Here is a 25,072-nt window from a genome sequence, read left to right on the forward strand (position 1 = left end):
GCGGAACCGGCATTTCCACACGTTCGACACCCCCGAGGGTCGAATGGCGCTGAAGGTGTTCCGTCGTCTGCGCAGCCTCCAGCAGGACATCCTGGCCTGTCACAAGGAGGGCCGCCGCGCCCGCATCTCCCGCCAGCTCAACCCGGACGGAGACCACCGCATCGAGCTGTGGATGGAGCGCGTCGCGGGCCGCCGCGTGTCCATGCTCCAGCCCGCGGAGTACGAGCTGCTCGCCCGGCTGCCGGGTGTACGGGACGCGCTGGAGATCCTGGACGAGGCGGCCTGAAGCAGAAGCGCGTCTAGAAGACCCAGGGCCCCAGGCCCGTAGGCGCCCCGTCGCACGCGACCCTGAGCCGCGCCTGGGCGTCCGCGTAGGAGAGCCGGGCCGCGTCCGCCTTGAGCGTCGGAGAGGCCCAGTCCCGCCACGAGCGCAGCACCGCGACGTGGCGCCCGTCGTCATCCTGCGCTTCGGAGAAGTGGACCAGCAGCCGTTCCTCCAGCGCCTCGCGAGCCTTGGTCCACGGGCCTTCCTTGTCCAATGGGACGCGCTTGTCCCGCTCCACGGTGGAGAGCAGCGCGCGTGCGTCCGGGGACAGGCCCTGGAGTGACGGACGGCGGCGCGCGGGCTCCATGGCGACGCGGTAGACGGCGGGCCAGAGCGTGGGGTCCACGAAGGCGACCTTGCCCTCCACCAGCCGCACCGCGAGCACGTCCTTCGACGCGCGCAGCATGCGCCCCAGCCGGTACGCGAGGCGCCCCTTCGCGTGGTCGCGCCAGCTGCCGGTGGGCCTGCCGCCCATGACCTGTTCGACGAGGGACGTGGGCCCGTGGGTGGGCACCTCGGTGATGACGTGGCGCGTGCGCACCAGCTCTTCCGCGTCCCTCAGCGTCTTGATCATCCGTGTTCCCCTCTCCGGTGCGGCCATGTGCCGCGCCCATGTGGAAAACATTCCGCGCGAGGGACGGATTCCGGCGCCTGCCTCCTTCAGGGCTTCGCGGCCTGGGACACCTGCCACTGTCCCGGCGTCGCCCCGCTCCAGCGGCGGAAGGCGCGGGTGAAGGCGCTGGGGTCGCTGAAGCCCAGGAGGAAGGCGATCTCGAAGTGGGGCAACTGTCCGTCGCGCAGGAGATGGAAGGCGCGGTCGCGGCGCACGGCGTCCTCCAGGCCCGCGAATGTGACGCCCTCCTCCCGCAGGCGGCGCTGGAGCGTGCGCTCACTCACCGCGAGCCGCGTTGCGACGTCCGCTGGAATGAGGTCGCCCGTGCGGGGCTGGGCCGCGAGCACCTCCTCCACGCGCTCGCGCCAGGAGCGGACCTCCTGGGCCTCCACCCGCGCCAGCTCCGCTTCGGCGCGGGCGTGGAGCAGGTTGCCCAGCTCGATGTCCGCGTGACGGATGGGGAGCTTCGCGGCGGCCTCGTCGCCCTGTACGAGGTTGGCCCTCGCGTCGTATTCGATGCCAACGCCGAGGAACTCCTCCACGCCCGAGGATGCGGCATGGCGAGGATGCGTGACGCACACGCGTGTGGGGCGCCAGTCCTCTCCGCTGAGCGCGCGACCGCTGGCCACCATCGACACGAGCAGCCCCTCCACGGGGTGCTTCAGTCGCGAGGCCCAGGCATCTTGCGGATCCAGCTCCAGCTCCACGCGCATCATCCCGGGCAGTTGGAGGACGCGCCACGTCGTGCGCGGGTCCAGCAGCGCGTAGATCCGGCAATAGCGCTGGAGGGACGTGCGCAGGTCGGGGCTGTTGACCAGCACATAGCCCACGAGCCCCACGTGGGTGGGCTCCAGCGCCTGCGCGAGCCGTACGGCCAGCGGCTCGGAGCCGCCCACCTCGACGAGCAGGGTCCACACGCGCTGGAGCGCCGCGTAGGGAAGCCGCACGTCCGGCCGCGCGAGCAGGGCTTCGTCCACGCCCACCGCATCGAGCAGCCGCGCACGGGCAATGCCCAGCGACGCGCCCACCTGGAACAGGGGCCGGAACAGCGAGGACTGGAGCGTCTGGGGACGCATCGCGGGACAGCATGGCCTGACGTCCCCTCGCCTCGCAATGCGCGGTGGCGCCCGCGGACAATGCGTTGGCGCCCCGGGACCATGCACGCCGGGCGTGTGGGGCGCGATACCTCCCTCCAGGAGGAAGCGCCCGATGACCACCGCCACCGCCACCGTCACCCGTCAGCCCCCAGGCCCCAGGGGCCACCTGCTCATGGGCATCCTGCCCGACGCGCGCCGCGACCTCCTGGGCTGCCTGCGAGGACTCCATCGCCAGTACGGTGACGTGGTGCGCTACCGGCTGGGCCCCATGCGCTCGCACCTGGTCGCGCATCCGGACGCGGTGAAGCACGTGTTGCAGGACCACGTGAAGAACTACACGAAGGACCACCTCACGTACCGCATGGGCCGGTGGATCACCGGCAACGGCCTGCTCACGAGCACGGGGGACTTCTGGCTCCGGCAGCGGCGGCTCGCGCAGCCCGCCTTCCACCGGCAGCGCATCACGGGCATGGCCGCGGGGATGGTGCGGCAGACGCAAGGGCTGCTCCAGCGCTGGGAGACGGCCTCCGCGAACGGCACGCCCGTGGGCATCAACGAGGAGATGATGCGGCTGACGCTGGCCATCGTCGGGGAGGCCCTCTTCGGCACGTCCGTGGAGGACCAGACCGAACGGGTGGGCGCGGCCTTCACCGAGCTGAGCCAGCAGATCGCCGAGCGCTTCCGCACCTTCCGCATGCTGCCGCCCGTGCTGCCCACCCGCTACGACCGCGCCTTCCGCGACGCGCGCGCCACGCTGCTGGGGACCGTGGGGGGCATCATCGCCACGCGGCGCGAGCGCGGCGACGACACGGGCGACCTGCTCTCCATGCTGATGCTCGCGCGCGACGAGGACACGGGCGAGGGCATGACGGACGAGCAACTGGGGGCCGAGGTGATGACGATGCTCCTCGCCGGCCACGAGACGACGGCCACGTCGCTGAGCTGGGTGTGGGGACTGCTGTCGAAGCACCCGGAGGCGGAGGCCCGGCTGCACGCGGAGCTGGACACGGTGCTCGGGGGACGCGCCCCCACGGTGGAGGACGTGCCGAGGCTCGGGTACACGAAGCAGGTGGTGGAGGAGACGATGCGGCTGTACCCCGCGGCGGTCATCTTCAGCCGCAGCGTGCAGGAGGACGACGTCATCGGCGGCTTCCGCATCCCGAAGGGGACGTCAGTGGACGTGAGCCCCTACGTCACGCAGCGCCACCCGGACTTCTGGGAGGAGCCGGAGGCCTTCCGTCCGGAGCGCTTCGCCCCCGAGGCCGCGGCGAAGCGGCACCGCTTCGCGTACTTCCCCTTCAGTGGCGGGCCAAGGCAGTGCATCGGCAACAGCTTCGCGATGATGGAGGCGCAGCTCGTGCTGGCCACCGTGGCCCAGCGCTACCGTCTGCGCGAAGCGCCCGGCTTCACGCTGGAGCCGGATTCGCACCTGACGCTGCGGCCGAAGGGCGCGCTCCCCATGTACCTGGAGCGCCGGAGCTGAGCGTTCACGGGGGCGTCACGGACGCGCGCTGCACCTGCGTGACGCCGGGCAGCGTGGGCGAGGGGTTGAGCGCCTGGACCAGCATGGCGCGCAGGGCCTCCGTGAGGTCCTCCCCCGGAGCAATCACGCCAGCCGGGGCGCCCTGCAGCGGCGCCGGGACCTCCGTGCCCACCACCACGATGGGGATGCGGACCTCCCAAGCAAGGTAGTGCGCCAGCCGCACCGCCGGCTCCGAGTTGTCCATCAACAGCGCGCCAATGGAACCCGCGCTGAATGGACGCCACAGCGGGCGCGCGGCCTCCGCGGGCGGCAGCACGCAGAAGTCCACGTTCAACACGTCACTCAGCTCCAGGCGACCCAGCGTCCCGAAGCCACTCTTCACCGCGGTGGGATCCGCCGACATCGCCTCCAGCCCCGGCACCCGCGCCAGGATGCGGCGCGCCGCGGACGAACCGCTGCCACACACGAAGACCTTCGCCGTCGCCACCTTCGACAGCGTCCTCGTGCGCAACAGGCGCCCGCGCAGCGCGTGCACCTCCGCCGCGCCGATGAGATCGCCCCCGCCCAGGTTCTGACCTTCGCTCTCCGTGGGGCGAGCCACGCCCTTCTGGAGCAGCGTGGACAGCACGCCCAGCACTTCCATGTCCGTGGCGGGCGCCAGGTCCAGGACCTCGCCCAGCGCTCGCGGCTGGCGCAGCAGCTCCATCACCTGCGCCGTCACCGGGTGCTGCTCCTCGGACAGGTCCACCTCCGGCGCCAGCATCAGCCGCGTGTGTCGCGGCGGCAGGCCCGGCAACAGGCGGTTCACCTCGTCCGACTGGCGCATGCCTTCCAGCAGCGCGTCGTCCATCGCTCGGTTGATGCGCGGACGCGCGGCGCTGGTGCCGGGCGTGAAGGTGAAGTTGCCCTCCGTCCACGACAGGAGCCGGAACAGCGCCTTCTCCCCTTCCACCCTCCCGAGCCGCGCGTTCACTGTGCGGCCATCGGAGACGGTGATCTCCCCGCGCTCCCCGCCGCGCTCCAGCGACAGGCGCCCGTTGCGCTTGTTCATGCCCAATATCTGCATGAGGTCCGGGATGCTGAGCTGGCTGAGCGAACCTTCGATTTCCTGCTGCTCGCTCTTGAGGTCCTTGGCCGCTTCGTTGCGCCGGAAGATGTGCTCGATGCGGCTGAGCACTTCATCCAGGTTGAAGGGCTTGCGCAGCGTGCCGTCCCGCATGCCCCGCGCCCGGTCCGAGTCCAGGCTGGACGTGGTGAGCACCACCGGGATGTCTTCCGTGCGCGGGTTGGTGCGAAGAATCTGCACGAACGTGCGCGCGTCCAGCAGCCGGCACGCCTCGTCGAAGAGCGTCAGGTCCGGGTGCCGGAGCACCGCGACCTCCAGCGCTCGCGAGCCATCCGGCGCGTAGTGCACCTGATAGCCCTTCGTGCGCAGCGCCCGAGACAGGGCGCGCACCGAGTCGAGGTCGGGGTCGGCGATGAGGATCTTCCGCACCTGGGCCAAGGTCGCTTGCTCCGCTTCGTGACGTCAGTAGGGCTGCAGGTCGTATTCGGCCTGCAGCTTGGAGATGAGCCCGTCCACCACCGCGGTGTCCGAGGTGTGGAAACCCCACGTCGCGCCCCGCCCGCGCCGCTGGATGAGCGCGTACGACGCACTCTCCGACAGCCAGAGGATGAACTCGTGGCGCGCCACCCGTTCGTCCCCTTCCAGGAACACCGGCGTGAGCGCCGCGTGCGACTCCAGGTCCACGCGGCGGCCCAACAGGTAGATGCGAGACGACAGGTCCGGAGGCGCCTGCTCCAGGCCCACCGCCAGCGGCAGGTCCGCGCGGATCTCCGGGCCGCCCACGTAGAGCAGCCCGCGCGAGCCCGGGTCGCGCACCAGCTCCCGGGCGATCTCCACCTGGAGCTCGTCGAAGAGCACGTCCGCCACCTTGCCCCGGCGGCTGGGCTCCGCGCGGTCGTCCGTGGGCAGGCGCGGGCTGTTGGGCGTGCCCAGCAGCAGGTCCACCTCGTCCCAGAACGGCAGCCCGTCCAGCATCAGCCGGCGCTGGAGCGACGCGCGCCGCTCGTCCATGCGGCGGCGGCAGCGGTGCACCAGCTCGTCGAAGTCCTCGCCGTCCTTGGGGAAGGTGCTGGCGCCACCGACAAGCGCCAGCGGCAGGCGCTGCTCCACGTCCTGCACCTCCGGCTCGTCACGCACGGCGGCGACGGCGCGGCGCACGAACATCATGGCGCCGAAGAAGTCCGTCTCCGGCAGGAGGAGGTAGAACTCCTGGTCGCTCGCCTTCGCGATGACGTCCGAGTCGCGGATGATTTTACTGAGCGCCTTGATGATGCCGCGCACGGCCTTCTTCGCGTCCTGCGCGCCCAGCCGCACGCGCACCAGCGGAAGGTTGTCGATGCTGAAGGTCAGCAGCGAGAACGTGCGCCCGTACCTGCGCGCCTTGTAGATCTCCTTGGACGCGTAGTCGGTGAAGTAGCTGAGGTTGTACGCGGCGGTGTCGCGGTCGCGCAGGCCCAGGCGCTGGAGCGCCATCAGCTTGCGGCCGTTCTTCACGCCCACCGCGGCGAAGTCCGCCAGCACCTTCGCGTCGCGCGTGTGCTCCAGGCGGAAGTCGCCGGTGAGCGGGTCGGACAGCTGCGCCAGGCCCATCACTTCCCCGGCGGCCACCAGCGGCACGTACAGCACCGGGGAGCGCTCATCGCGCGCGAGCCACGGAGCGGCTTCGCGCAGACGCAGGGACAGCGGCCCCTCCGGGCTCATCTTCTCCGGCAGGAACTGCTTGTCGAGCAGGCCCCGGTACGAGCGCAGCGCCAGGTCTCCCCGGTCGTCCACCACCCACAGCGCGGCGCTCTGCGCGTCACACACCGCGCCCAGGTCCGCGATGACGCGCTCCTGGAGCCACTCCAGATCCGGATGGGAGAGCAGCTCCAGGCAGCGCTGCTGGAGGTTGTGGAAGCGGGCGAACTCCAGGTTCTCATCCTGGAGCCGAGCGCGCTCGTGGCGCAGTTGGGCACGCTCCATGGCGCGGTCCACCGCGAGCAGCAGGTCCGACTCCTCCACGGGCTTGACCAGGCAGTCCGCCACGCCCAGGCGCAGCGCGACCTCCGAGCCCTGCACGTCGTCGCGGGTGCTGACGAGGATGACCTCCTGCTCGGGGTCGCGTTCGCGCAGGCGCGCGGTGAGCGAGAAGCCGTCCACGCCGGGCATCACCACGTCGGTGAGCACCAGGTCGAACGTCGCCCGGGACACCTCTTCCAGGGCCAGGGTGGCGTTCTCCACCGCCACCACGCGGTGCCCCCGGCGTGACAGCAAGTCCGTGGCGAGTTGTCGGAAGAACAGGTCGTCGTCGACGACGAGGATGGGACCGGCCACGGCGCTCGGGGGGAGAAGGGAGGAAAACCGAAGGCTATCGGGCCCTTGGAAGCACGACAACGCCTTCGAAGACGAAGGCTACGGGGCCTCGGAGCCGGATGTCGGACAGGTCGTCCGGAACGCGGATTCTCAGGTCGCCGCCCGGCAGCGTGACACGCAGCCAGGCATTCGAGGGCAGGCGCTTCGCCAGCACGGCCGCCACGGCGGACGCACACGCCCCCGTGCCGCAGGCCTGGGTGAGGCCGCAGCCGCGCTCCCAGACCACGACGGTGAGGCCGTCCTCGTCCACGCGGACGAACTCCACGTTGGTGCGGTCCGGGAAGGCGGGGTGCCGCTCCAGGCCGGGGCCCAGGCGCTCGGCGGCTTCCAGGGGCTGGTCCAGGAGCACCAGGTGCGGGTTGCCCATGTTCACCGCGGTGCCGAGCAGGCCTTCATGGCCGGGCACGGGGGCGCTCACGAAGGGCTGGCCGGTCGTCCCGGAGGGCAGGTTCGCGGCCACCAGCCGGGCCGGGCCCATGGAGATGTCCACGCCGACAACGCCGCCGTCGCCGTAGCCGGGCTCGCAGGTGAGCACGCCGGCCCCGGTCTCCACGTCGATGAGCGCGGGGTGCTGGCCGGATTGGTCCACCAGATACTTCACCGCACAGCGCAGGCCGTTGCCGCACATCTCCGCGATGCTGCCGTCGGCGTTGTGGACGACCATGCGGGCAAGGCCGCGGGACGACGGGAGGATGGCGAGCACCCCGTCCGCGCCGATGCCCCGGCGCCGGTCGCACAGCCAGCGGGACTGCTCCGCGCCGATGTCCAGGCCCGTGCGGCGCCGGTCCAGGACGACGAAGTCGTTTCCCAGGCCGTGGTACTTGAAGATGCGTTCGCTTGCGTCCACGGGGGGAAGTGTAGACGCCCGCGTTTATTCGCGCTCGCCGACCTTCTTGGGCGGGGACGGAACGTCCAGGGCAGGCATGGCCCGGCGCGAGGCCCCGGGGGCGGCGGGGGCACTGGCGCGGCGCAGCTCGGCCAGTTCGGCCTCCCGGGTGGCGAGCTGGTCCTGCATCTTCTCCACGTGGGCCTGGAGGACCTCCATCTCCGCGGCCATCTCCAGCACGTCCTCCGGGGGCGGGGCGGCGGCGGACTTCGATTCCTCCAGGGCCTGGACCAGGGTCTCGCGTTCGGTCTCCAACGCTTCCAGCCGGGCCTGCTGTTCGCGGATCCGGGTGGAGAGCTGGTCGCGTTCAGCGCGCTCGGTGTCCAGGAGGCGCGCGGCATCCGCGGCGGCGGTCTCCAGGGAGTTGGTCCGGCCCTCCAGGCGGACGCGGGCGGCGCGGGCGACCGTCAGGTCCGACTGGAGGCGCTCGCGTTCGGAGGCCATGGCGGTGCGCTCGGAGTCCGCGCGGCGGGCCTGGGCCTCGGCGTCGGCGGCGGCCTGGGTCAGGGCGGCGACGCGGGACTCCAGCGCGGCCTGTTCGGTCCGCGCGTCCTCGAGCGCCGTGGCGAGCCGGGCCTCCATGGAGGCGAGGGATTCACGGGTCTGTTCGGCGGACTGGGCGAGGCGGGCTTCGAGTTCGGCCTGTTCCGTGGCGGCGCGCGTCTGGGCATCCGCGAGACGGGCTTCGCGCTCCGCGTTCGCGGAGTCGGATTGGGCGGTGAGGTCCGCGATGCGGGCTTCGAGTTCGGCCCGCTCCGCGGCGGCGCGGGCAGTGGCTTCCGCGAGCTGGGCTTCGATGGAGGACTTCTCCTCGCGGGCCTGTTCGGTGAGCTCCGCGAGGCGGGCTTCGAGTTCCGCCTTCTCCGTCCCGGCGTTCGCGAGGAGCTCGTTGAGGCGCGTCTCCAGCTCGGCCTTCTCGGTCCCGGCGTTCGCGAGGAGCTCGTTGAGGCGCGTCTCCAGCTCGGCCTTCTCCAGGCCGGCTCTCGCGAGCGCCTCGTTGAGGCGCAGCTCCAGCGTGGCCTTGTCCGTGCCGGCGCTGGTGAGCGCTTCGGTCAGGCGCAGCTCCAGCTCGGCCTGCTCCGTGCCGGACTGGGCGGTGGCTTCGGCGAGCCGGGCTTCCAGATCCGTCCGCTCCTGCTCCGCGCGCGTGGTGAGGTCCGCGAGCTGGGCTTCCAGGGTGGCGGTGCGCTCGTTCCCGGTCTGGACGGCCTCCGTGAGCCGGGCCGCGTCCGCGCGCGCGGTTTCCAGTTCCGCGCGCAGGCCTTCCAGCGAGGACTCCAGGTTCGTGGCCTTGCCCGCGAAGCGGCGCGCGGTTTCGAGCTGCACCACGAGCACTTCCGCGTGCTCGCGTGTCGCGGCGAGCCGGTCGCTGGCGTCCACCAACTCCGCTTCCAGCCGGCCGACCTGCTGGCTCCGCTCATGCAGCGCGGCGTGCGCCCGTTGCAGCTCGGAGCCCAGGCGCATCAACTCCTGGTGCGCGGCGCCCAAACGGGCCGTCTCCGCGCGCAGGGCCGTCAGCTCCTGCTCCTTCTGCCCCAGCTGCTCGCGCAGCTCGTCCAGATCCTGCTGCTGCCGCTCGGTCCGAGAGAGCGCGCCTTCCAGCTGCGCTTCCATGGAGACCCGCAGGGCGCTGGCTTCGCGCAGCTCCTGTTCGCGCGCGGACAGGGACTCCGTGAGACGCGCAGCCCGGGCTTCGGACTCGCGTGCCGCGTCCTGCGACTGCGAACCCTCCGCGAGCCGGGCCTCCGCCTGCGCGAGCGAATCCTCCAGCGCGCTGAGGTTCGTGGTCTCCGCGGCGAGCCGGAACTCGACCTCCGTCAGGGAGGCTTCCAGTCCGACCCGGCGCGACGTCTCGGAGGCGGCACGCTTCTCCGCGTCCGATAGGGCCTGCTCCAGGGTGGCGAGGCGGGACTCCGCATCCTTCAACGAAGCTTCCAGCTCGGAGCGGCGAGCGGACTCGGCGGCAATCGTGGACTCCGCCGAGGCGATGGACGCTTCCAGTTCGGAGCGGCGGATGGACTCCGCGGCCTGCCGGACGTCGACCTCCGAGAGCGATGCCTCCAGCTCGGCACGCCGCGTGGATTCAGCGGCCTGCCGTGCCTCCGCCTCCGCGAGCGCCGCTTCCAGTTCGGAGCGCCGCGTGGACTCCGAGGCAAGCCGGGACTCCGCCTCCGCGAGCGACTGCTCCAGCGCGGCCCGTTGCGAGGACGCGGCGGCATGCCGGGCCTCCGCCTCCGCCAGGGCCTGCTCCAGCGTGGTCCCTCGCGCGGTCTCGGTCGCGAGGCGGGCCTCGACCTCCGTGAGGGCCTGCTGCATCGCGGGGAGACGGGTGGCCTCTTCGGCGAAGCGGGACTCGGTGTCCGACAGCGACGCTTCCAGTTCGGCGCGGCGGGCTTCGGCTTCCGCGAGCCGAACCTGGACGGCGGCCCGCGCCTGCTCCGCTTCGGTCAGGCGCTCGCGCTGGGCCGAGGACTCCGCGCGCAGGGTCTCCAGCTCCGAGTTGAGCGCAGCCTCATCCTTCGCGCGCGACTCGCGGTCGCGAGCCTCCTGCGTACGCGCATCATCGAGCGAGGACAGCGCCTCCACCTCGGACCGCCGCGCCTCGGTGAGCTCCGCGCGCAGCTCGCGCACCGTCGCATCCAGGGCCGTCTGCGACTGCTTCGCCTCCGACAGCGCGGTGCGAGCCTCTTCCAGCTCCCGGACGTAACCACGCGCCTCGTCCGCCGACGCCGCGTGCGACTGCCGCAGCTCCAGCAGCGCGGCTTCGTTCGTACGCTGCGCTTCGGCGAAGGAGGCCTGGACCTCCGAAAGGGTCTGGCGCGTCTGCTCGAAGGCGGCCTCGGTGGACAGCCGCGCGGCACGCGCCTCCGACAGGTCCGTTTCGAGCTGGGTCCGCGCCTCCTGTGCCGAAGCCCGCGAGGCTTCAGCCCGGGCACGCTCCTCTTCCAGCGCCGAAGCGGAGTCCTGCTGGAGCTGGGCGAACGACGTCTCCAAACGGGCCCGCTGCGAGCGCTCATCCTCCAGGACCGTGCGCGCCACGCCCAGCGCGGCATCCAGCCGCAGCCGGTCCGCTTCCAGTGCGCTCTGCGCCTCGTTCCACGAGGACTCGGAACCCTCCAGCCGTGCGCGAAGGGCCCGCTCCGCGTCGAGCGACTCCTGAAGGTTCGCGAGCGCCACCTGTGCACGGGCCTGCTGCTCGCGCTCCGACAGCAACTGCGCCTGGGTATCGGCGAGCAACGCCTCCCAGCGAGCCCCCCGCTCCTGCTCGTGGGTCAGCGATTCGCGAGCCGCGTCGAGCTCCGCCTGCGCCGAGGCCCGGGCCTTCTGCTCCCGAGCCAGGTCCTCCTGGATGAGCGCAGCCAGGGCTTCCGCGTCGGTCAACTCCTGCCGCAGCGAGCGGAGCGTTGCCTCCAGCTCCGTGTTGCGCGCCTCGGCGGTCTCGCGCGCCTGGTTCGACTCCGCGAGCCGGGCCCCGTGTTCCCACACCTCACGGGCCAGGGTGTCCCGGGCTTCGGAACGGACCTGGTCGACCGCGGCCTCGAGGGCCTCCGCGGCACGAGCCTCCGCCGCCGCGAGCCGGGCCTCCGCCTCTGCGCGCACGTTGGCGAGCACCTGCTCCGTCTGGCCGCTCGACTCGGCGCGGGCGTCGGCGAGCGTGCTGGCCGCGCGGGCTTCGACCTCGGCACGCGCCTCCGCGAGCATCCGCGCCGCGCGGACCTCGGCTTCTTCCAACTGCCGGACCCGCTCGGCCTCCGACTCGGCGCGGGCTTCTGCCAGCGCCTGGGCCCGCTCGGCCTCCGCCTCGGCACGCGCTTCCGCGAGGGCCTGCGCTGTCCGTGCCTCGACATCCGCCAGTTGCCGGCTCCGCTGAGCCGAGGCCGTGGCACGGACCTCGGTGAGCGCCTGCTCGCGTTGGTTCTCCGCCTCCGCCAGGGCCGAGGCCCGTTCAGCAGCGGCGTCCGCGAGCGCCTTCGCCATCCGAGCATCCGCGTCGGCCCGCGCTTCGGCCAGAGCCCGCTCGACACGGGCATCCGCATCCGCCCGAGCCGCATCCAGCGCCTGAGCCGCGTCCGCGACCGCGCGTTCGACCCGGGCATCCGCATCGGCCCGAGCCACTTCCAACGCCTGAGCCGCCTCGCGCGCATCCGACAGTGCACGCTCGACACGGGTATCCGCGTCGGACCGGTTCGCCTCCAGCGCCTGAGCCGCTTCGCGCGCATCCGCCGCCGCACGTTCGACACGGGCATCCGCGTCGGACCGGGCCTCCTCCAACGCCCGAGCGAGCCGGGCCTCCGCGTCGGACCGGGCCTCCTCCAGCGACTGCGCGAGCCGGGCCTCCGCCTGCTCACGGGCCTCCGTCAGCGCGAGCTCCGCGAGAGCCCGTTCTTCCTCCAACGTCCGCGCGAGCCGGGCCTCCGCCTGCTCACGAGCCTCCGTCAGCACGAGCTCCGCGAGAGCCCGCTCCTCCTCCAGCGCCTTCGCGAGCCGCGCCTCCTCCTGCTCGCGGGCCTCCGCCAGCGCGCGCTCCTGCCGCGAATCCGCGTCGGCGTGCGCGGCGGCCAGCGCGTTCGTCACCCGCTCGTCGGCCTCGGCGCGAGCCTGGGCCAGCGCCTCCTCCAGCCGTGCCTGCGCCTGGCCCCGCTCCGCGTCGATGGCCTGGACGAGCGCGGCCTCCACGCGGACGCGCTCCGTCTCCGCCGCCGCCAGCCGCTGCCCCGCCACGTGCTGCGCGGACTCGACCCGCTTCTGATCCGCCTCCAGCGACTCCAGGCGCAGCCCGGCCGCGTGAAGCTCTTCCTCCAACCGCGCCGCCAGCGCCCGAGCCGCCGACTCCGACTGCGCACGGCCCTCCAGCTCCTGCCGCAGCCGGGCTTCCGCCTCACGCGCGCTGGTGAGCTCCGTCTCCAGGCCGCGCTGCAACGCCTCGCGCTCCGCGAGCCGCGCCTCCGCGTCCTTGCGCGCCCCTTCGGCGGAGTGCATCCGCTGCTGGGCCTCGGCGAGCTCCCGGCGCGCTCGCGCCAGCTCCGCATCCTTCACCGGCACCGCGTCGCCCGCCGTCCGCGCCGACTCCTGCGCGCGCGCCAGCTCCGCCTTCAGGTGCTCCACCGCCGCGAGCGCCGTCGAATACTGCTCCGCGATGCGCAGCTCCCGCTCGCGAGCCGCCTCCGCCTGACGGCGCTTGTCCTCCGCCCCGTCCTGAGCGCGCTCCGCCGCCAGCCGGTCCCGTTCCCGGTCGATGCGCAGCGAGCCCAGCTCGTCCTGCAGCGCGCGCAAATCCGTGTACGCCTGCGTCAGCCGCTCGCGCGACTCGTCCAGCGTCGCCGCCGTCTCCTCGCGCCGCGCCCGCTCCAGCCGCAGCGTCTCCTGAGCGGCCAGCACCTGCACACCCGCGTCCGCCTGCGCGCGCTGCGCCGCCTCGACCTCCAGGCGCTGCGCCGTCAGCCGCCGGTCCGCATCGGCGATCCGCTCCGTCGCGACCTGCAACTCCAGCTCACGGCGCCGCAGCCGGCTGCTCAGGTCGTCCCGCTCGCGCGCGGACTCCACCGTGCCCCGAGCCTGCTCCAGCTGCGCGGTCAGCCGCGCCATGTCCTGCCGGGCGCCCTCCAGCGCCGGCTTGAGCGACACGACCTCCGCCTCGCGGTCTCCAATCTCCGCGCGAAGCTTCGACACCGCTTCCTTCAGCCGCCCTGCCCGCTCCTCCCACGTCTTCGCCCGGGCCGCGACCTCGTCCAGCTTGCCGCGCGTGAAGGCCAGCGGCTCCGGCGGCAGCTGCACCCACGTGGGGTCCACCACCCGCGCCGGCTCCAGGCCCGCCATCACCACGAAGTACGCCGCCTCGCTGTGCCGCACGAGCGAGCCGTCCACCTGCAGCCCTTCGCCCCGCTCGAACGCGAGCTGATAGCCCAGCACCGGCGACTGCGTGGCCACCTCCACATGGGGGAAGTGCGCCGTCAGCGCGTCCAGCAGCTGCCCGTACGTGGGCGGCACCGTCTCTTCCGGCTCCAGCAGTTGCGGCAACGCCAGCCCGGCGATGTTGCGCAGGCCGCCCATCAGGAAGCCCTGCCGGGCCACCAGCCGCGCCAGCTCCGCCAACAGCTCCGGCGCGCGCACGTAGGGCGCCAGGTCCGTCACCAGGACCAGGTCGAAGCTCCCCGCCTCCAGGTCGTCATAGACGTTGGCGCGGTAGCGGACCTGCGGGTGCGCATGGGCCTTCTGCGCCGCCTCCACCGCGGACACGTCCGCGTCGCACGCCACCACGGTGCGAGCGCCACGCTCCACCAGGAAGCGCGCGCTCTCGCCGCCCGTGGACGCCACGGCGTCGACCTCGAGCACGCGTCGCCGCGCGAACAGGCTCTCCGCGAAGATGTAGCGGGGCAACAGCTCGCTGGGCCCCATGCGACGAAAGGTGGATTGCAAATGATGATCCCGGCGGGGCGCAAACTGTAGCGTTGGAGTCCCAGAAGACCCAATTTCAGGTTTCGACCCTCACGGGCCCAAGCCCGTCCGACCGGAGAGCAGGCGACATGACCACCCATTCACCGCAGGGATTCGGCTACCGGGCCCGCCGCACCTTCACCCGGCTCGTCGTCTTCCTCGTCATCCTGGGCCTGGGTGGCGGCGTCGTCTTCCTCCTGGGCCAGCTCAACGCCCGCACCTTCACCGTCGTGCAGGAGAGCGGCGAGCTGGTGGTGATGAAGGGCCGCGCCCTGCCCACGGGCGCCGCCGCCTACCGCCCCGGGGACCCGCGCCTCGCGGACGCCTACGCCCCCCTCCCCCTGGAGGGCCAGGACGTCACCCTGCTGACGCAGCAGAAGTTCACCGACCGCGACGACCTGGACCGCGCCCTCTTCCCCCTCCTGGAGACCCTGGCCCGCCCGCGCATCGCGTCCGGCGAGCCCGCCAAGGTGGAGCGCGGCCTCTATTATCTGCGCCGCGCGGAGAAGCTGTCCGGCATCACGGAGGAGCAGCGCAGGAGCCTCCAGTCCATGCTCACCGACGTCGCCTTCTACCAGGCGCGCCAGAAGCTGGAGGACGCCCGCCGCCTCGTGTCGGAAGGCCTGGCCCAGCTCAAGCTCGCCGCGGAGACGGAGAACCGCCACGCCCGCGCCGCCAACCAGATGCTCACCACCGTGGGACCCACTGCACGCGACCTGGAGGAGGCCCTGCGCCGCGCTGTCCACAGCGAGAGCGCCCCGAACAACACCCCTGTAGCACCGGCGCCCCGGCAACCCGCCCCGTCACCCGCCGGTGACGCGTCCGCCACGCCTCCGTCAGCCGCCCCAACCCCCGACGCGGGCGCCCAGCCCTGATCTCCAGGGGTTGGGTGACCCCATGAAAAAGACGGTCCCGAAGGGGCTTTTCCGGCCCTGTAAATGTCGTGCGGAAGACGGCCGGAACAGTGTTGGTGAGTGATCATAGATTGCAATGATCGATCCGACCCTGGCGGCAGGTTTACACAGGATCTAGCGTTGACACACCAGGTGACCCCCCATAGGTTGGGTGCGTTCGAGCGGCTGCCCCAAGTCCGGGGGCTCGCTCCCGGAACCCGGAGGCTGGTGTGGTTTTCTTGATCGACACACACGCCTGCCCCACAATTCGCTACATGTCGGGCCGCTGTCGCCAAGCCCCCGGGTCCTGATCGGAAGTCAGTTCCTCCCTGCCATCACCGGAGCCTTCACCCACGGGGTCAGTCCGCCCTGGTGGCTCCGCATTGCCTTGTCCTGGAAGTGAGACGCCCGTGACCGTCCAGACGCCTTTCAAGCCGAACGCCGTCGCCTCGCCGCCCCCCGACTCCGCCGCCGTGGCGCCCGCCACGCAGGCCCCGTCGGCTCCCGGCGACTTCACCACCACCATGCGGGTGAAGAAGCGCAACGGCACGGCGGAGCCGGTGGACCTCAACAAGATCGTCCGGGCGGTGGGCAAGTCGTGCGTGGGCCTGTCGCGCGTGGACGTGATGCGCGTGGCCACCAAGACCATCAGCGGCCTGTATGACGGCGCCACCACGCGGGAGCTGGACAGCCTGTCCATCCAGACCGCCGCGGCGCTCATCGTGGAGGAGCCCGAGTACGCCCGGCTCTCCGCGCGCCTGCTCTCCACCTTCATCCAGAAGGAGGTCAGCAACCAGGACATCCAGTCCTTCAGCCAGTCCGTCGCCGCCGGCCACAAGCACGGCCTCATCGCGGACCGCCTGCTCACCTTCGTCCAGGCCAACGCGCGCAAGCTCAACGCCGCCATCGACCCGGTCCGCAACGACCTGTTCGAGTACTTCGGCCTGCGCACCGTCTACGACCGCTACCTGCTCAAGAACCCGCAGACGCGCGAAGTCATCGAGACGCCGCAGGACTTCTTCCTGCGCGTGGCCTGCGCCCTGTCCGGCGACAACGCGCGCGAGGCCATCGAGCTCTACCGCCTGTTCAGCTCGCTGGAGTACCTGCCTTCCTCCCCCACCCTGTTCAACTCCGGCACGCGCCACGAGCAGCTCTCCAGCTGCTTCCTCCTGGACTCGCCGGCGGATGAGCTGGACGCCATCTACAAGAAGTACTCGGACATCGCGATGCTGTCGAAGTTCTCCGGCGGCATCGGCGTGGCGTACCACCGCGTGCGCGCGCGCGGTTCGCTGATCAAGTCCACCAACGGCCACTCCAACGGCATCGTCCCGTGGCTCAAGACGCTGGACGCGTCCGTGGCGGCGGTGAACCAGGGCGGCAAGCGCAAGGGCGCGTGCTGCGTGTACCTGGAGACGTGGCACGCGGACATCGAGGACTTCCTCGAGCTGCGCGACAACACCGGTGACGAGGCCCGCCGCGCGCACAACCTCAACCTGGCCAACTGGGTGCCGGACCTCTTCATGCGCCGCGTGGAGGCCGACCAGGAGTGGAGCCTCTTCGACCCGAAGACGACTCCCCACCTCACCGACCTCTTCGGTGACGCCTTCGACAAGGCCTACGCGGAGGCGGAAGCGCAGGGCCAGGCCGTGCGCAAGGTGAAGGCGCGCGACCTGTACGCGCGGATGATGAAGGTGCTCGCCCAGACGGGCAACGGCTGGATGACCTTCAAGGACATCTGCAACCGCAAGAGCAACCAGACGGGCCAGCCGGGCAACGTCATCCACCTGTCCAACCTGTGCACCGAAATCCTGGAGGTCACGAGCCAGGGTGAGACGGCGGTGTGCAACCTGGGCTCGCTCAACCTGAGCCGCATGGTGAAGGACGGGAAGTTCGACTTCGACCTGCTGCGCTCCAACGCGATGCTCGCGCTCAAGCAGTTGGACCGCGTCATCGACCTCAACTACTACCCCATCCCCACCGCCGCGGACTCCAACCGCCGCTGGCGCCCGGTGGGCCTGGGCCTGATGGGCCTCCAGGACGTCTTCTTCCAGCTGCGCCTGCCCTTCGACTCCGTGGAGGCGCGCAACCTGTCCAAGAAGATCTCCGAGGAGATCTACTACGCGGCGCTGGTCACCTCCTCCGACCTGGCGGAGCAGTTCGGCGCGCACCCCTCCTTCCCGGAGACGCGCGCGGCCAAGGGCGAGCTCCAGTTCGACAGCTGGGGCATCGTCCCGGAGGACACGCTGCGCTGGGACGCGCTGCGCTCGCGCATCATGAAGGTGGGCCTGCGCAACTCGCTGATGATCGCCATCGCGCCCACGGCCACCATCGCGTCCATCGCCGGCTGCTACGAGTGCATCGAGCCGCAGGTGTCCAACCTCTTCAAGCGCGAGACGCTGTCCGGTGACTTCCTCCAGGTGAACCGCTACCTGGTGCGCGACCTGCAGCAACTGGGCCTCTGGAACGAGAACACCCGCAACCGCATCAAGATGGCCGAAGGCAGCGTGCAGGACCTCACGGAGCTGCCGGAGGAGCTGCGCGCCATCTACCGCACCGCGTGGGAGCTCCCCATGCGCGCGCTCCTGGACATGGGCGCGGACCGCGGCGCCTTCATCGACCAGAGCCAGTCGCTCAACCTCTTCGTGGAGACGCCCAACATCGGGAAGCTGTCCTCGATGTACTTCTACGCGTGGCAGAAGGGGCTCAAGACGACCTATTACATGCGCTCGCGCCCGGCGACCCGCATCGCCAAGACCACCGTGGGCCAGGGCGGCCCGACGATGACGGCCGCCCCCACGCCCGCGCCGCAGGTGGTGACCGCGGAGGCGGAAGCGGTGGCGTGCTCGCTGGAAAACCCCGAGGCGTGCGAGGCCTGCCAGTAGTCCTCTGGCGGTCCCCCACCCTGCTGTCCCCTGTCGTCGTGTGAGTAAGGGAGTACCGAAGCAATGCTGCTCGATCCGGGAATGAACCTGACGCTGCGCCCCATGGCGTATCCCGTCTTCTTCGAGATGTACCGCAACGCCATCAAGAACACCTGGACGGTGGAGGAGATCGACTTCTCCACGGACCTGGTGGACCTGCGCTCGAAGATGACGGACGCGGAGCGTCACCTCATCCACCGGCTGGTGGCCTTCTTCGCCACGGGCGACTCCATCGTCGGCAACAACCTGGTGCTCAACCTCTACAAGCACCTGAACGCGCCCGAAGCGCGCATGTACCTGTCGCGTCAGCTCTACGAAGAGGCCCTGCACGTCCAGTTCTACCTGACGCTGCTGGACACCTACGTGCCGGACCCGGCGGAGCGCGCCAAGGCCTTCGCGGCGGTGGACAACATCCCGTCCATCCAGCGCAAGGCGCGCTTCTGCATGAAGTGGATGGACAGCATCCAGGCGGTGGATCAGATCCGCTCCAAGTCGGACCGCCGCCAGTTCCTGCTGAACCTCATCTGCTTCGCGGGCTGCATTGAAGGACTCTTCTTCTTCGCGGCCTTCGCGTACGTGTACTTCCTGCGCAGCAAGGGGCTGCTGAACGGCCTGGCCGCGGGCACCAACTGGGTGTTCCGCGACGAGTCCGCCCACATGGCCTTCGCCTTCGAGGCCATCCAGACGGCGCGCAAGGAGGAGCCGGACCTCTTCGACGCGAGCCTGGAGAAGGACGTCGTGCAGATGATGCGCGACGCGGTGGAGTGCGAGACGCAGTTCGCCCAGGACCTGCTGAGCGGCGGCGTGATGGGCCTGTCGGTGCAGGAGATGCGCGGCTACCTGGAGTACGTGGCCGACCAGCGCCTGCAGATGTTGGGCATGGCCCCCATCTTCCACACCAAGAACCCGCTGCACTTCATGGACCTGCAGGACGTGCAGGAGCTCACGAACTTCTTCGAGCGCCGCGTGTCGTCCTACCAGGTGGCCGTGGGCGTGGGCGCCGCCAACGACGTCGTCTTCGACGCCGCCTTCTAGGCCGTCCCCTCCCCTGCTTCACACACCCAGGCCGTGCCCCGCATCGAAGCGAGGCACGGCATTCGTGCGTTCAACACGCTTCAGACGGGGCGCTCCACGTCGCGCGGGCCCACCACGCGCTCGCGGCGCTCCTCGTCCAGGGCCTGCTCCGCGCGCGCGGCCGTAATCTGCACCGCCGGGCGGTTCACCAGCCGGTACACCGCGGACGCGAAGGCCGCCCCCAACAGCGGCGCGATGATGAACAGCCACAGCTGGCGCAGGGCGTCCCCTCCGGCGAACAGCGCCGGGCCCAGGCTGCGCGCCGGGTTCACCGACGTGTTGGTGATGGGGATGCCCACCAGGTGGATGAGCGTCAGCACCAGGCCAATGGCCACGCCCGCGAAGCCCACCGGCGCGCGCGAGTCCGTGGCCCCCAGCACCGTCAGCACCAGCAGGAAGGTGAGCGCCACCTCCGTGAGGAACGCCGCTCCGCCGCCATAGCCCTCCGGCGACGCCGCCCCGTACCCGTTGCTGCCCAGCCCCTCCGCGCCCGCGGAGTAGCCGCCCGGCGCGCCCTTCGCGATGAGCAGCACCACGAACGCCGCGAGGATGGCGCCCACGCACTGCGCGATGACGTAGCCAGCCACGTGACGCTTGTCGAACTTGCCCGCCATCAGCAGGCCCACCGTCACGGCCGGGTTCACGTGACAGCCGGAGATGGGGCCCACCGTGTAGACCATGGCCAGCAGCGACAGCCCGAAGGCGAAGGCCACGCCCAGAAAGCCGATGCGGTCGCCCGCCAGCACCGCCGCCCCGACGCCGCCGAGCACCAGCACGAACGTGCCGACGGCCTCCGCCAGGTACTTCTGCATCGCCTCCCCGCCCACTGTCGCCGTCCGCGGGGGGGCTCTCACGTTCCCGTCTCGCATGTCCAAGCCTCCTCAGGTGTCCAGAGGAGAGGCTGCGCATGCGTGCGCTCCTCGACGCACGAAGGCCCTGCACACGGCCGCCGTGCGGCGCATGGACAGGGCCCTCGCAGTCCCGAGGCCCCCACCCCGAAGGGAGGGGCACCCGAGCCCATCAGGCGTTTCTCAGGCGTGCTTCCAGATGCCGATGAACGGCAGGTTCCGGTACTTCTCGCCGTAGTCCAGGCCGTACCCGACGACGAACTTGTCCTCGATGACGAAGCCCTTGTAGTCGATGTCCACCTTCGTCTTGGCCCGCGCGGGCTTCTCCAGGAGCGAGCAGATCTTCACCGACGCCGGGTGGCGCGCCCGGAGGTTCTCCAGGAGGAAGCTCATGGTGAGCCCCGTGTCGATGATGTCCTCGATGATGAGCAGGTGCTTGCCCGCCATCGGCTTGGACACATCCGTGGTGATGCGCACCTCGCCCGTGGACTCCGTGCCGCCGTGGTAGCTGGCCACGCCCAGGAACTCGAGCGTCAGCGGCAAATCAATGGCCCGCGCCAGGTCGATGGCGAAGAACGCGGAGCCCTTGAGCACGCAGATGAGCGTCAGCTCCTTGCCCTGGTAGTCGCGGGTAATCTGCGCGCCCAGCTCCTTCACGCGCGCCTGCACGGCCTCCTCGGAGATGAGGACGCCGACATCCTTCTCGTGGAACGTCGTCACCGGGTGCTCCCTCTACACGTAGGCGTTGTTCATGATCTCCCCGAAGCCGCCGCCACCGGGGACGATGTATTGCCGGTCATCCAGGCCCCGCTCCTTCTCCCAGAGCAGGCCCGGCGCGGTGCCGAACACCTCCGGCGGGGACAGGCCGCGGTCCAGACGGAGCGCGTAGATGATGACGTCCGGGTGCTCCGTCGTCATCCGGCGCAGGTACTCCGGCGTGACGATGAGGTTGAGCGTGATGATGCGCCGGGCCCGCCCGGGCACCTTCGTCTTGTACAGCTGGATGGCCGTGGACAGGCTGCCGCCCGTGGCCCCCATGGGGTCCGGGAACAGCACGAACGCGTCGTCCACGTCCCCGCCAATCTTCGCGCCGCCAATCTCCGAACCCACCACCGCCTGGGCCGCGTCGATCATCCGGCTCATGATGATGTGGTCCTGGCGCACCAGGGACGGGTCCACCGTGAAGTTGAGCAGGTCATACGTCACCTGCGACGGCAGCGTGCCCGCCCGCGCGATGTTCACCGTCACCACGCGCAGCTGCGGGTCCACCACCTCGCCCTGGTAGATGCCCAGGGGCGTGGAGTCGATCATGCGGGTGGGGATGGTCACCATCTTGCGCGGGAACTCCGCGTTGATGACCGTCTTCACCAGGTCCGCGTAGAGCTGCTCCACCAGCCGGTTGATCTGCGGCTGCAGCGTGCCCTTGGCGCACAGCGTGGCCAGCTGGGAGAGGAGAAACGGATTTCCCACCAGGTGGACGTTGGCCCCATAGTGATGGGCCATCTCGTTCAACTTGAAGGGCACGTTCGCGTAGAGAGTGTCGCGCATCGGATGGGGCTCCCGCGCCGGGGTTAAGGCGGCTTACGGCTTCAGTCGAACAGCTTCAGCGTCTGCGGAGGGCTCGCCTCCGCGGGTTCCGCCACGTGACACTTGCGGCAGCGCGGCTCGTAGGCACCCGCCGCGCCCACCACCACCCGCTCCTCGCTGCCAATGATGCGCTGCGAACGGTTGGCCGGGTTCCCGCACACCGCGCAGATGGCCAGCTCCTTCGTCACGTACTCCGCCACCGCCATCAGCTGCGGCATCGGTTCGAAGGGGCGCCCCTGGTAGTCCTGGTCCAGGCCCGCGCAAATGACGCGCATGCCCCGTTGGGCGAGCGCTTCGCACACCTGCACCACTTCTCCGCCCAGGAACTGCACCTCGTCGATGCCCACCACCTGCGTGTCGGGGGACAGGTGCCGGAAAATTTCTTCAGCCCTTTCGATGGGCAGGGACGTCAATTTCAACTGGCTGTGGCTGACCACCTGCGTGTCGTCGTAGCGCGTGTCGATGCGCGGCTTGAACACGCGCACCTTCTGCCGGCCGTACAGCGCGCGCTTGACGCGGCGGATCAACTCCTCCGTCTTACCGGAGAACATGGATCCGCAGATGACCTCTATCCACCCGATATCTTTGGGGAATTGATGCAATGGACGCTCGTCGGGGTGTGGCAGGGCGGGGGCAATCTCCGCGACCCACCCCTTCCCGTCAATTTCGTTTCCAGGCTGGCAAGCCCCCCGTCTCCGCCGCCTGCCCGGCTGCTTCCCGCAAGTCGTGGAAGCCCTGGCAAGGGATTTGAATAGCCCAGGCCCCAGGTACCAGGACGGGAACCTTGGGGGTGGGGCGTGGCGGCGACGGCGAACGAGGTGCAGGCGGGGAGTTGGGCGCAGCAGGCTTCTTTCTACACGTCACCGGCGTCGGTGGCGCTGCTCATGCTGAACCTGTTGGACGGGCTGTTCACCCTGCTCTTCCTGCAACTGGGAGTGGCGGAGGAGCTCAACCCGGTGATGCGCGTGGCGTACGAGCAGTCACCGCTGCTCTTCATGTTCTCCAAGCTGCTCATCGTGAACGCGGGGCTGTGCCTGCTGTGCCTGCACCGCCGGCTCAAGGCCAGCCGCGTCGCCATCCGCGTGGGCGCCGTCGTCTACGCCATCATCGTGGTCTACCACCTGGCCTTCCTCACCCACCTGGTGAGTCATTGGCCCTTCGGGGCATGACGGCTAGCGGAGCAGTGAACGGTCCCCAGCGCGACAGGTAGGGGGTGCTTGCTTTTCACCTTCAGTCTGTCCCAGGCTTCCCCGTAGCTCCGGCCTTCCAGGTTCGGGGGGGGACCATGAACATCACCGACGTCCGGGTGTTTCCGGTCGAAGAGGACAAGCTCAAGGCGTACGTCACCATCACCCTGGATCACTGCTTCGTCGTACGCGACCTGAAGGTGATCCACGGCTCCACCGGGCTCTTCATCGCCATGCCCGCGAAAAAACGGAAGGACGGGACCTACAAGGACATCGCTCATCCGTTGAACGCGGACACGCGAAGCCAGATGGAGCGCGTCATCCTGATTGAGTACGAGAAACACCTTCACCAGGCGCAGAGCGGGACGCTCGGTCCCGTGGCGGCTGAACTCGACTAACGAACTTCCATTCGGGGCGCTCACGGGTTAGTCAGCGCCCCATGCAGCCGTCGCGTGACTTCAAGGTGTTCGCCGGGAACTCGAACCCGGCGTTGGCGCAGCGCATCTGCGAGTACCTCCAGCGGCCCCTGGGCAACGCGGTAGTGGACACGTTCTCCGACGGGGAGATCCACGTCGAGATCGGCGAGAACGTGCGCGGACAGGACGTGTTCATCGTCCAGTCCACGTGCCCGCCGACGAACCACCACCTGATGGAGCTGTTGATCATGTGCGACGCCCTCAAGCGGGCGAGCGCCGGCTCCATCACCGCCGTGATGCCGTACTACGGGTACGCTCGGCAGGACCGGAAGGTGGCGGCCCGCACGCCCATCACCGCCAAGCTGGTGGCGGACATGCTGGAGGTCGCGGGCGTCAACCGGGTGGTGTCCATGGACATGCACGCCGGGCAGATCCAGGGCTTCTTCAACATGCCCTCGGATCACCTCTACGGCTCGCCGGTGTTCCTGGAGGACATCCGCAAGCGCTTCCCGGAGTCGAGCGAGCTGGTCATCGTCAGCCCGGACGCCGGCGGCGTGGAGCGCGCGCGCGCCTACTCCAAGCGGCTGAACACGGGGCTGGCCATCATCGACAAGCGCCGCCCGCGCCCCAACGCCTCTGAAGTGATGAACCTCATTGGCGACGTGAAGGGCAAGGACGCCATCCTGGTGGACGACATGGTGGACACCGCGGGCACGCTCGCCCAGGCGGCCCTCGCGCTGAAGGACAAGGGCGCGCGCCGGGTGCTCGCGTACGCGGTGCACCCCATCCTGTCCGGCCCCGCCATCCAGCGCATCACCGACTCCGTCCTGGAAGAGGTCGTCTTCACGGACACGGTGCCGCTCGCGGCCGACGCCAAGGCGTGCCCGAAGATCCGCGCCCTGCAGACGGACGCCCTCTTCGGGGAAGCCATCGCGCGCATCCACCGCGCGGACTCGCTGAGCTCGCTGTTCGTCTGACGTCGTCCGGGCCAGCCCGGGCGCAGCCAGGCGAAGAGCCGCCTGGAGTCCGGGCGGCTTGACGAAGGACCCCGGGGGCTGGCATGTCCGCCCCCTCCACCGGTTCCATGGGCCTGACAACAGGCCCGGGCGCCGTCTTCGGGGCCCACCATGGGGGTGGGATGCCGAGGGCGCCCAGACGCCGGTGAACACCGCGGTACCCCACCGAAAAGAGAGATTTCCATGGCCACCGACAAGAGCACCCTCGAAGCGCAGGCCCGTGAAGGTTCCGGCAAGGGCATTGCCCGCCGCCTGCGCGCGTCCGGCCAGGTTCCCGCCGTCGTCTACGGCAAGCACCTGAAGGCGCCGCTGCACATCTCCGTGGACCCCAAGGCCATCCGCACGGCCATCAACACCCCGCACAAGCTGAACACGCTCATCCAGCTGAAGCTGGCGGGCAATGAGCAGCAGGTCCTGCTGAAGGACTACCAGATGGATCCGCTCACCCGCGACATCCTGCACGCGGACTTCATCGCCGTGAGCGAGAAGGAGCAGGTCAAGGTGAACCTCCCCGTCGTGCTCACCGGCAAGGCCCCGGGTGTGGCGGAGGGCGGTCTGCTCACCCAGGTGCGCCGCAACCTGGAGGTCTGGGCGCTCCCCGGCGCCATCCCGCTCCAGATTGAAGTGGACGTCAGCAATCTGCAGATCGCGGAAGCCATCCACGTGAACGACGTGAAGCTCCCCGAGGGCGTGTCCGTGAAGACGCACGTCAACTACACCATCGCGGTCCTCGCCGCGCCGGAAGCGGCGGAGGCGGCTCCGGCCGCGGCCGCGGCGGCGGCTGCCCCTGCGGCGGGCAAGGCGGGCGACGCGAAGGCGGGCGACGCGAAGGCCCCCGCGGCGGCCGCGGCCAAGGCCCCGGCGAAGAAGTAG

At 70.4% G+C, this 25,072-nt stretch carries 19 protein-coding genes; 9 read left to right on the forward strand and 10 right to left on the reverse strand.

Features of this window, described 5'->3' with window-relative positions:
• Positions 1-43: 43 nt before the first annotated feature.
• Entirely contained in the window at positions 44-286 is a 243-nt protein-coding gene (locus D7Y21_RS01760) for a hypothetical protein (protein WP_233591618.1), read from the forward strand.
• Between the two features lie 13 nt (positions 287-299).
• On the opposite strand, the gene D7Y21_RS01765 is transcribed toward D7Y21_RS01760, so the two are convergent.
• The gene (locus D7Y21_RS01765; protein WP_121710835.1) at positions 300-899 is read right to left on the reverse strand and encodes an RNA methyltransferase; all 600 of its coding nucleotides are present in this window, start codon (positions 897-899) and stop codon (positions 300-302) included.
• 86 nt (positions 900-985) lie between these two features.
• A complete protein-coding gene (locus tag D7Y21_RS01770; protein WP_121710837.1) occupies positions 986-2,014 on the reverse strand; it encodes an AraC family transcriptional regulator in 1,029 nt (342 codons plus the stop codon).
• Positions 2,015-2,147: 133 nt separating this feature from the next.
• Between D7Y21_RS01770 and D7Y21_RS01775 the strand changes: the two genes are divergently transcribed.
• On the forward strand, positions 2,148-3,518 hold the full coding sequence (locus tag D7Y21_RS01775; RefSeq protein WP_121710839.1) for a cytochrome P450: 1,371 nt from the start codon (positions 2,148-2,150) through the stop codon (positions 3,516-3,518).
• Between the two features lie 4 nt (positions 3,519-3,522).
• Here the strand turns inward: D7Y21_RS01775 and D7Y21_RS01780 are convergent, their stop codons facing one another.
• The 4 genes from D7Y21_RS01780 to D7Y21_RS01795 are packed head-to-tail and all read right to left on the reverse strand — an operon-like array spanning position 3,523 to position 14,218.
• Entirely contained in the window at positions 3,523-5,022 is a 1,500-nt protein-coding gene (locus tag D7Y21_RS01780) for a DUF4388 domain-containing protein (protein ID WP_120564031.1), read from the reverse strand.
• 24 nt (positions 5,023-5,046) lie between these two features.
• Complete coding sequence (locus tag D7Y21_RS01785; RefSeq protein ID WP_120564030.1) at positions 5,047-6,897, reverse strand: response regulator; 1,851 nt, start codon at positions 6,895-6,897, stop codon at positions 5,047-5,049.
• A gap of 34 nt (positions 6,898-6,931) precedes the next feature.
• Positions 6,932-7,783, reverse strand: coding sequence for a diaminopimelate epimerase (gene dapF / locus D7Y21_RS01790; protein ID WP_120564029.1), 852 nt, complete (start codon positions 7,781-7,783; stop codon positions 6,932-6,934).
• Positions 7,784-7,807: 24 nt separating this feature from the next.
• On the reverse strand, positions 7,808-14,218 hold the full coding sequence (locus D7Y21_RS01795; RefSeq protein ID WP_233611911.1) for a methyltransferase domain-containing protein: 6,411 nt from the start codon (positions 14,216-14,218) through the stop codon (positions 7,808-7,810).
• 128 nt (positions 14,219-14,346) lie between these two features.
• Here D7Y21_RS01795 and D7Y21_RS01800 point away from each other — a divergent pair, with 128 nt between their 5' ends.
• The 3 genes from D7Y21_RS01800 (at position 14,347) to D7Y21_RS01810 (ending at position 19,106) form a co-directional block, all read left to right on the forward strand.
• Positions 14,347-15,132, forward strand: coding sequence for an IF-2 protein (locus D7Y21_RS01800; RefSeq protein WP_121710842.1), 786 nt, complete (start codon positions 14,347-14,349; stop codon positions 15,130-15,132).
• A 542-nt stretch (positions 15,133-15,674) separates the two neighbouring features.
• Positions 15,675-18,032: a ribonucleoside-diphosphate reductase subunit alpha gene (locus D7Y21_RS01805; RefSeq protein WP_199724395.1), complete on the forward strand. Its 2,358-nt coding sequence runs from the start codon at positions 15,675-15,677 to the stop codon at positions 18,030-18,032.
• Between the two features lie 63 nt (positions 18,033-18,095).
• Complete coding sequence (locus tag D7Y21_RS01810) at positions 18,096-19,106, forward strand: ribonucleotide-diphosphate reductase subunit beta (protein WP_121710845.1); 1,011 nt, start codon at positions 18,096-18,098, stop codon at positions 19,104-19,106.
• Positions 19,107-19,186: 80 nt separating this feature from the next.
• Here D7Y21_RS01810 and aqpZ read toward each other — a convergent pair whose 3' ends face one another.
• The 4 genes from aqpZ to D7Y21_RS01830 all read right to left on the reverse strand — a co-directional run bounded on the left by aqpZ (position 19,187) and on the right by D7Y21_RS01830 (position 22,182).
• Positions 19,187-20,014, reverse strand: a complete 828-nt coding sequence (aqpZ, locus tag D7Y21_RS01815; protein ID WP_121710847.1) for an aquaporin Z — start codon at positions 20,012-20,014, stop codon at positions 19,187-19,189.
• 162 nt (positions 20,015-20,176) lie between these two features.
• A complete protein-coding gene (hpt, locus tag D7Y21_RS01820; protein WP_120564023.1) occupies positions 20,177-20,713 on the reverse strand; it encodes a hypoxanthine phosphoribosyltransferase in 537 nt (178 codons plus the stop codon).
• Positions 20,714-20,725: 12 nt separating this feature from the next.
• Positions 20,726-21,541 (reverse strand): uracil phosphoribosyltransferase, encoded by an 816-nt coding sequence (locus D7Y21_RS01825; RefSeq protein WP_120564022.1) that lies wholly within the window; start codon positions 21,539-21,541, stop codon positions 20,726-20,728.
• Positions 21,542-21,582: 41 nt separating this feature from the next.
• Positions 21,583-22,182: a thymidine kinase gene (locus D7Y21_RS01830; protein WP_043321219.1), complete on the reverse strand. Its 600-nt coding sequence runs from the start codon at positions 22,180-22,182 to the stop codon at positions 21,583-21,585.
• A 195-nt stretch (positions 22,183-22,377) separates the two neighbouring features.
• Here D7Y21_RS01830 and D7Y21_RS01835 point away from each other — a divergent pair, with 195 nt between their 5' ends.
• The 4 genes from D7Y21_RS01835 (at position 22,378) to D7Y21_RS01850 (ending at position 25,072) form a co-directional block, all read left to right on the forward strand.
• Positions 22,378-22,749, forward strand: a complete 372-nt coding sequence (locus D7Y21_RS01835) for a DUF5658 family protein (RefSeq protein WP_120564021.1) — start codon at positions 22,378-22,380, stop codon at positions 22,747-22,749.
• 116 nt (positions 22,750-22,865) lie between these two features.
• The gene (gene spoVG, locus D7Y21_RS01840; protein WP_120564020.1) at positions 22,866-23,165 is read left to right on the forward strand and encodes a septation regulator SpoVG; all 300 of its coding nucleotides are present in this window, start codon (positions 22,866-22,868) and stop codon (positions 23,163-23,165) included.
• A 41-nt stretch (positions 23,166-23,206) separates the two neighbouring features.
• A complete protein-coding gene (locus tag D7Y21_RS01845; protein WP_120564019.1) occupies positions 23,207-24,160 on the forward strand; it encodes a ribose-phosphate pyrophosphokinase in 954 nt (317 codons plus the stop codon).
• A 222-nt stretch (positions 24,161-24,382) separates the two neighbouring features.
• Entirely contained in the window at positions 24,383-25,072 is a 690-nt protein-coding gene (locus D7Y21_RS01850; protein WP_120564018.1) for a 50S ribosomal protein L25/general stress protein Ctc, read from the forward strand.

Source organism: Corallococcus sp. AB045 (assembly GCF_003668895.1).
Classification (GTDB): domain Bacteria; phylum Myxococcota; class Myxococcia; order Myxococcales; family Myxococcaceae; genus Corallococcus; species Corallococcus coralloides.

Coding starts and splice junctions, on each gene's coding strand:
- D7Y21_RS01805 (WP_199724395.1), top strand. CDS start 15,675: ATGCGGGTGAAGAAGCGCAACGGCACGGCGGAGCCGGTGGACCTCAAC.
- D7Y21_RS01775 (WP_121710839.1), top strand. CDS start 2,148: ATGACCACCGCCACCGCCACCGTCACCCGTCAGCCCCCAGGCCCCAGG.
- D7Y21_RS01810 (WP_121710845.1), top strand. CDS start 18,096: ATGCTGCTCGATCCGGGAATGAACCTGACGCTGCGCCCCATGGCGTAT.
- D7Y21_RS01845 (WP_120564019.1), top strand. CDS start 23,207: ATGCAGCCGTCGCGTGACTTCAAGGTGTTCGCCGGGAACTCGAACCCG.
- D7Y21_RS01765 (WP_121710835.1), bottom strand. CDS start 899: ATGATCAAGACGCTGAGGGACGCGGAAGAGCTGGTGCGCACGCGCCAC.
- D7Y21_RS01770 (WP_121710837.1), bottom strand. CDS start 2,014: ATGCGTCCCCAGACGCTCCAGTCCTCGCTGTTCCGGCCCCTGTTCCAG.
- spoVG (WP_120564020.1), top strand. CDS start 22,866: ATGAACATCACCGACGTCCGGGTGTTTCCGGTCGAAGAGGACAAGCTC.
- D7Y21_RS01825 (WP_120564022.1), bottom strand. CDS start 21,541: ATGCGCGACACTCTCTACGCGAACGTGCCCTTCAAGTTGAACGAGATG.
- D7Y21_RS01850 (WP_120564018.1), top strand. CDS start 24,383: ATGGCCACCGACAAGAGCACCCTCGAAGCGCAGGCCCGTGAAGGTTCC.
- D7Y21_RS01760 (WP_233591618.1), top strand. CDS start 44: ATGGCGCTGAAGGTGTTCCGTCGTCTGCGCAGCCTCCAGCAGGACATC.
- D7Y21_RS01795 (WP_233611911.1), bottom strand. CDS start 14,218: ATGGGGCCCAGCGAGCTGTTGCCCCGCTACATCTTCGCGGAGAGCCTG.
- aqpZ (WP_121710847.1), bottom strand. CDS start 20,014: ATGCGAGACGGGAACGTGAGAGCCCCCCCGCGGACGGCGACAGTGGGC.
- D7Y21_RS01800 (WP_121710842.1), top strand. CDS start 14,347: ATGACCACCCATTCACCGCAGGGATTCGGCTACCGGGCCCGCCGCACC.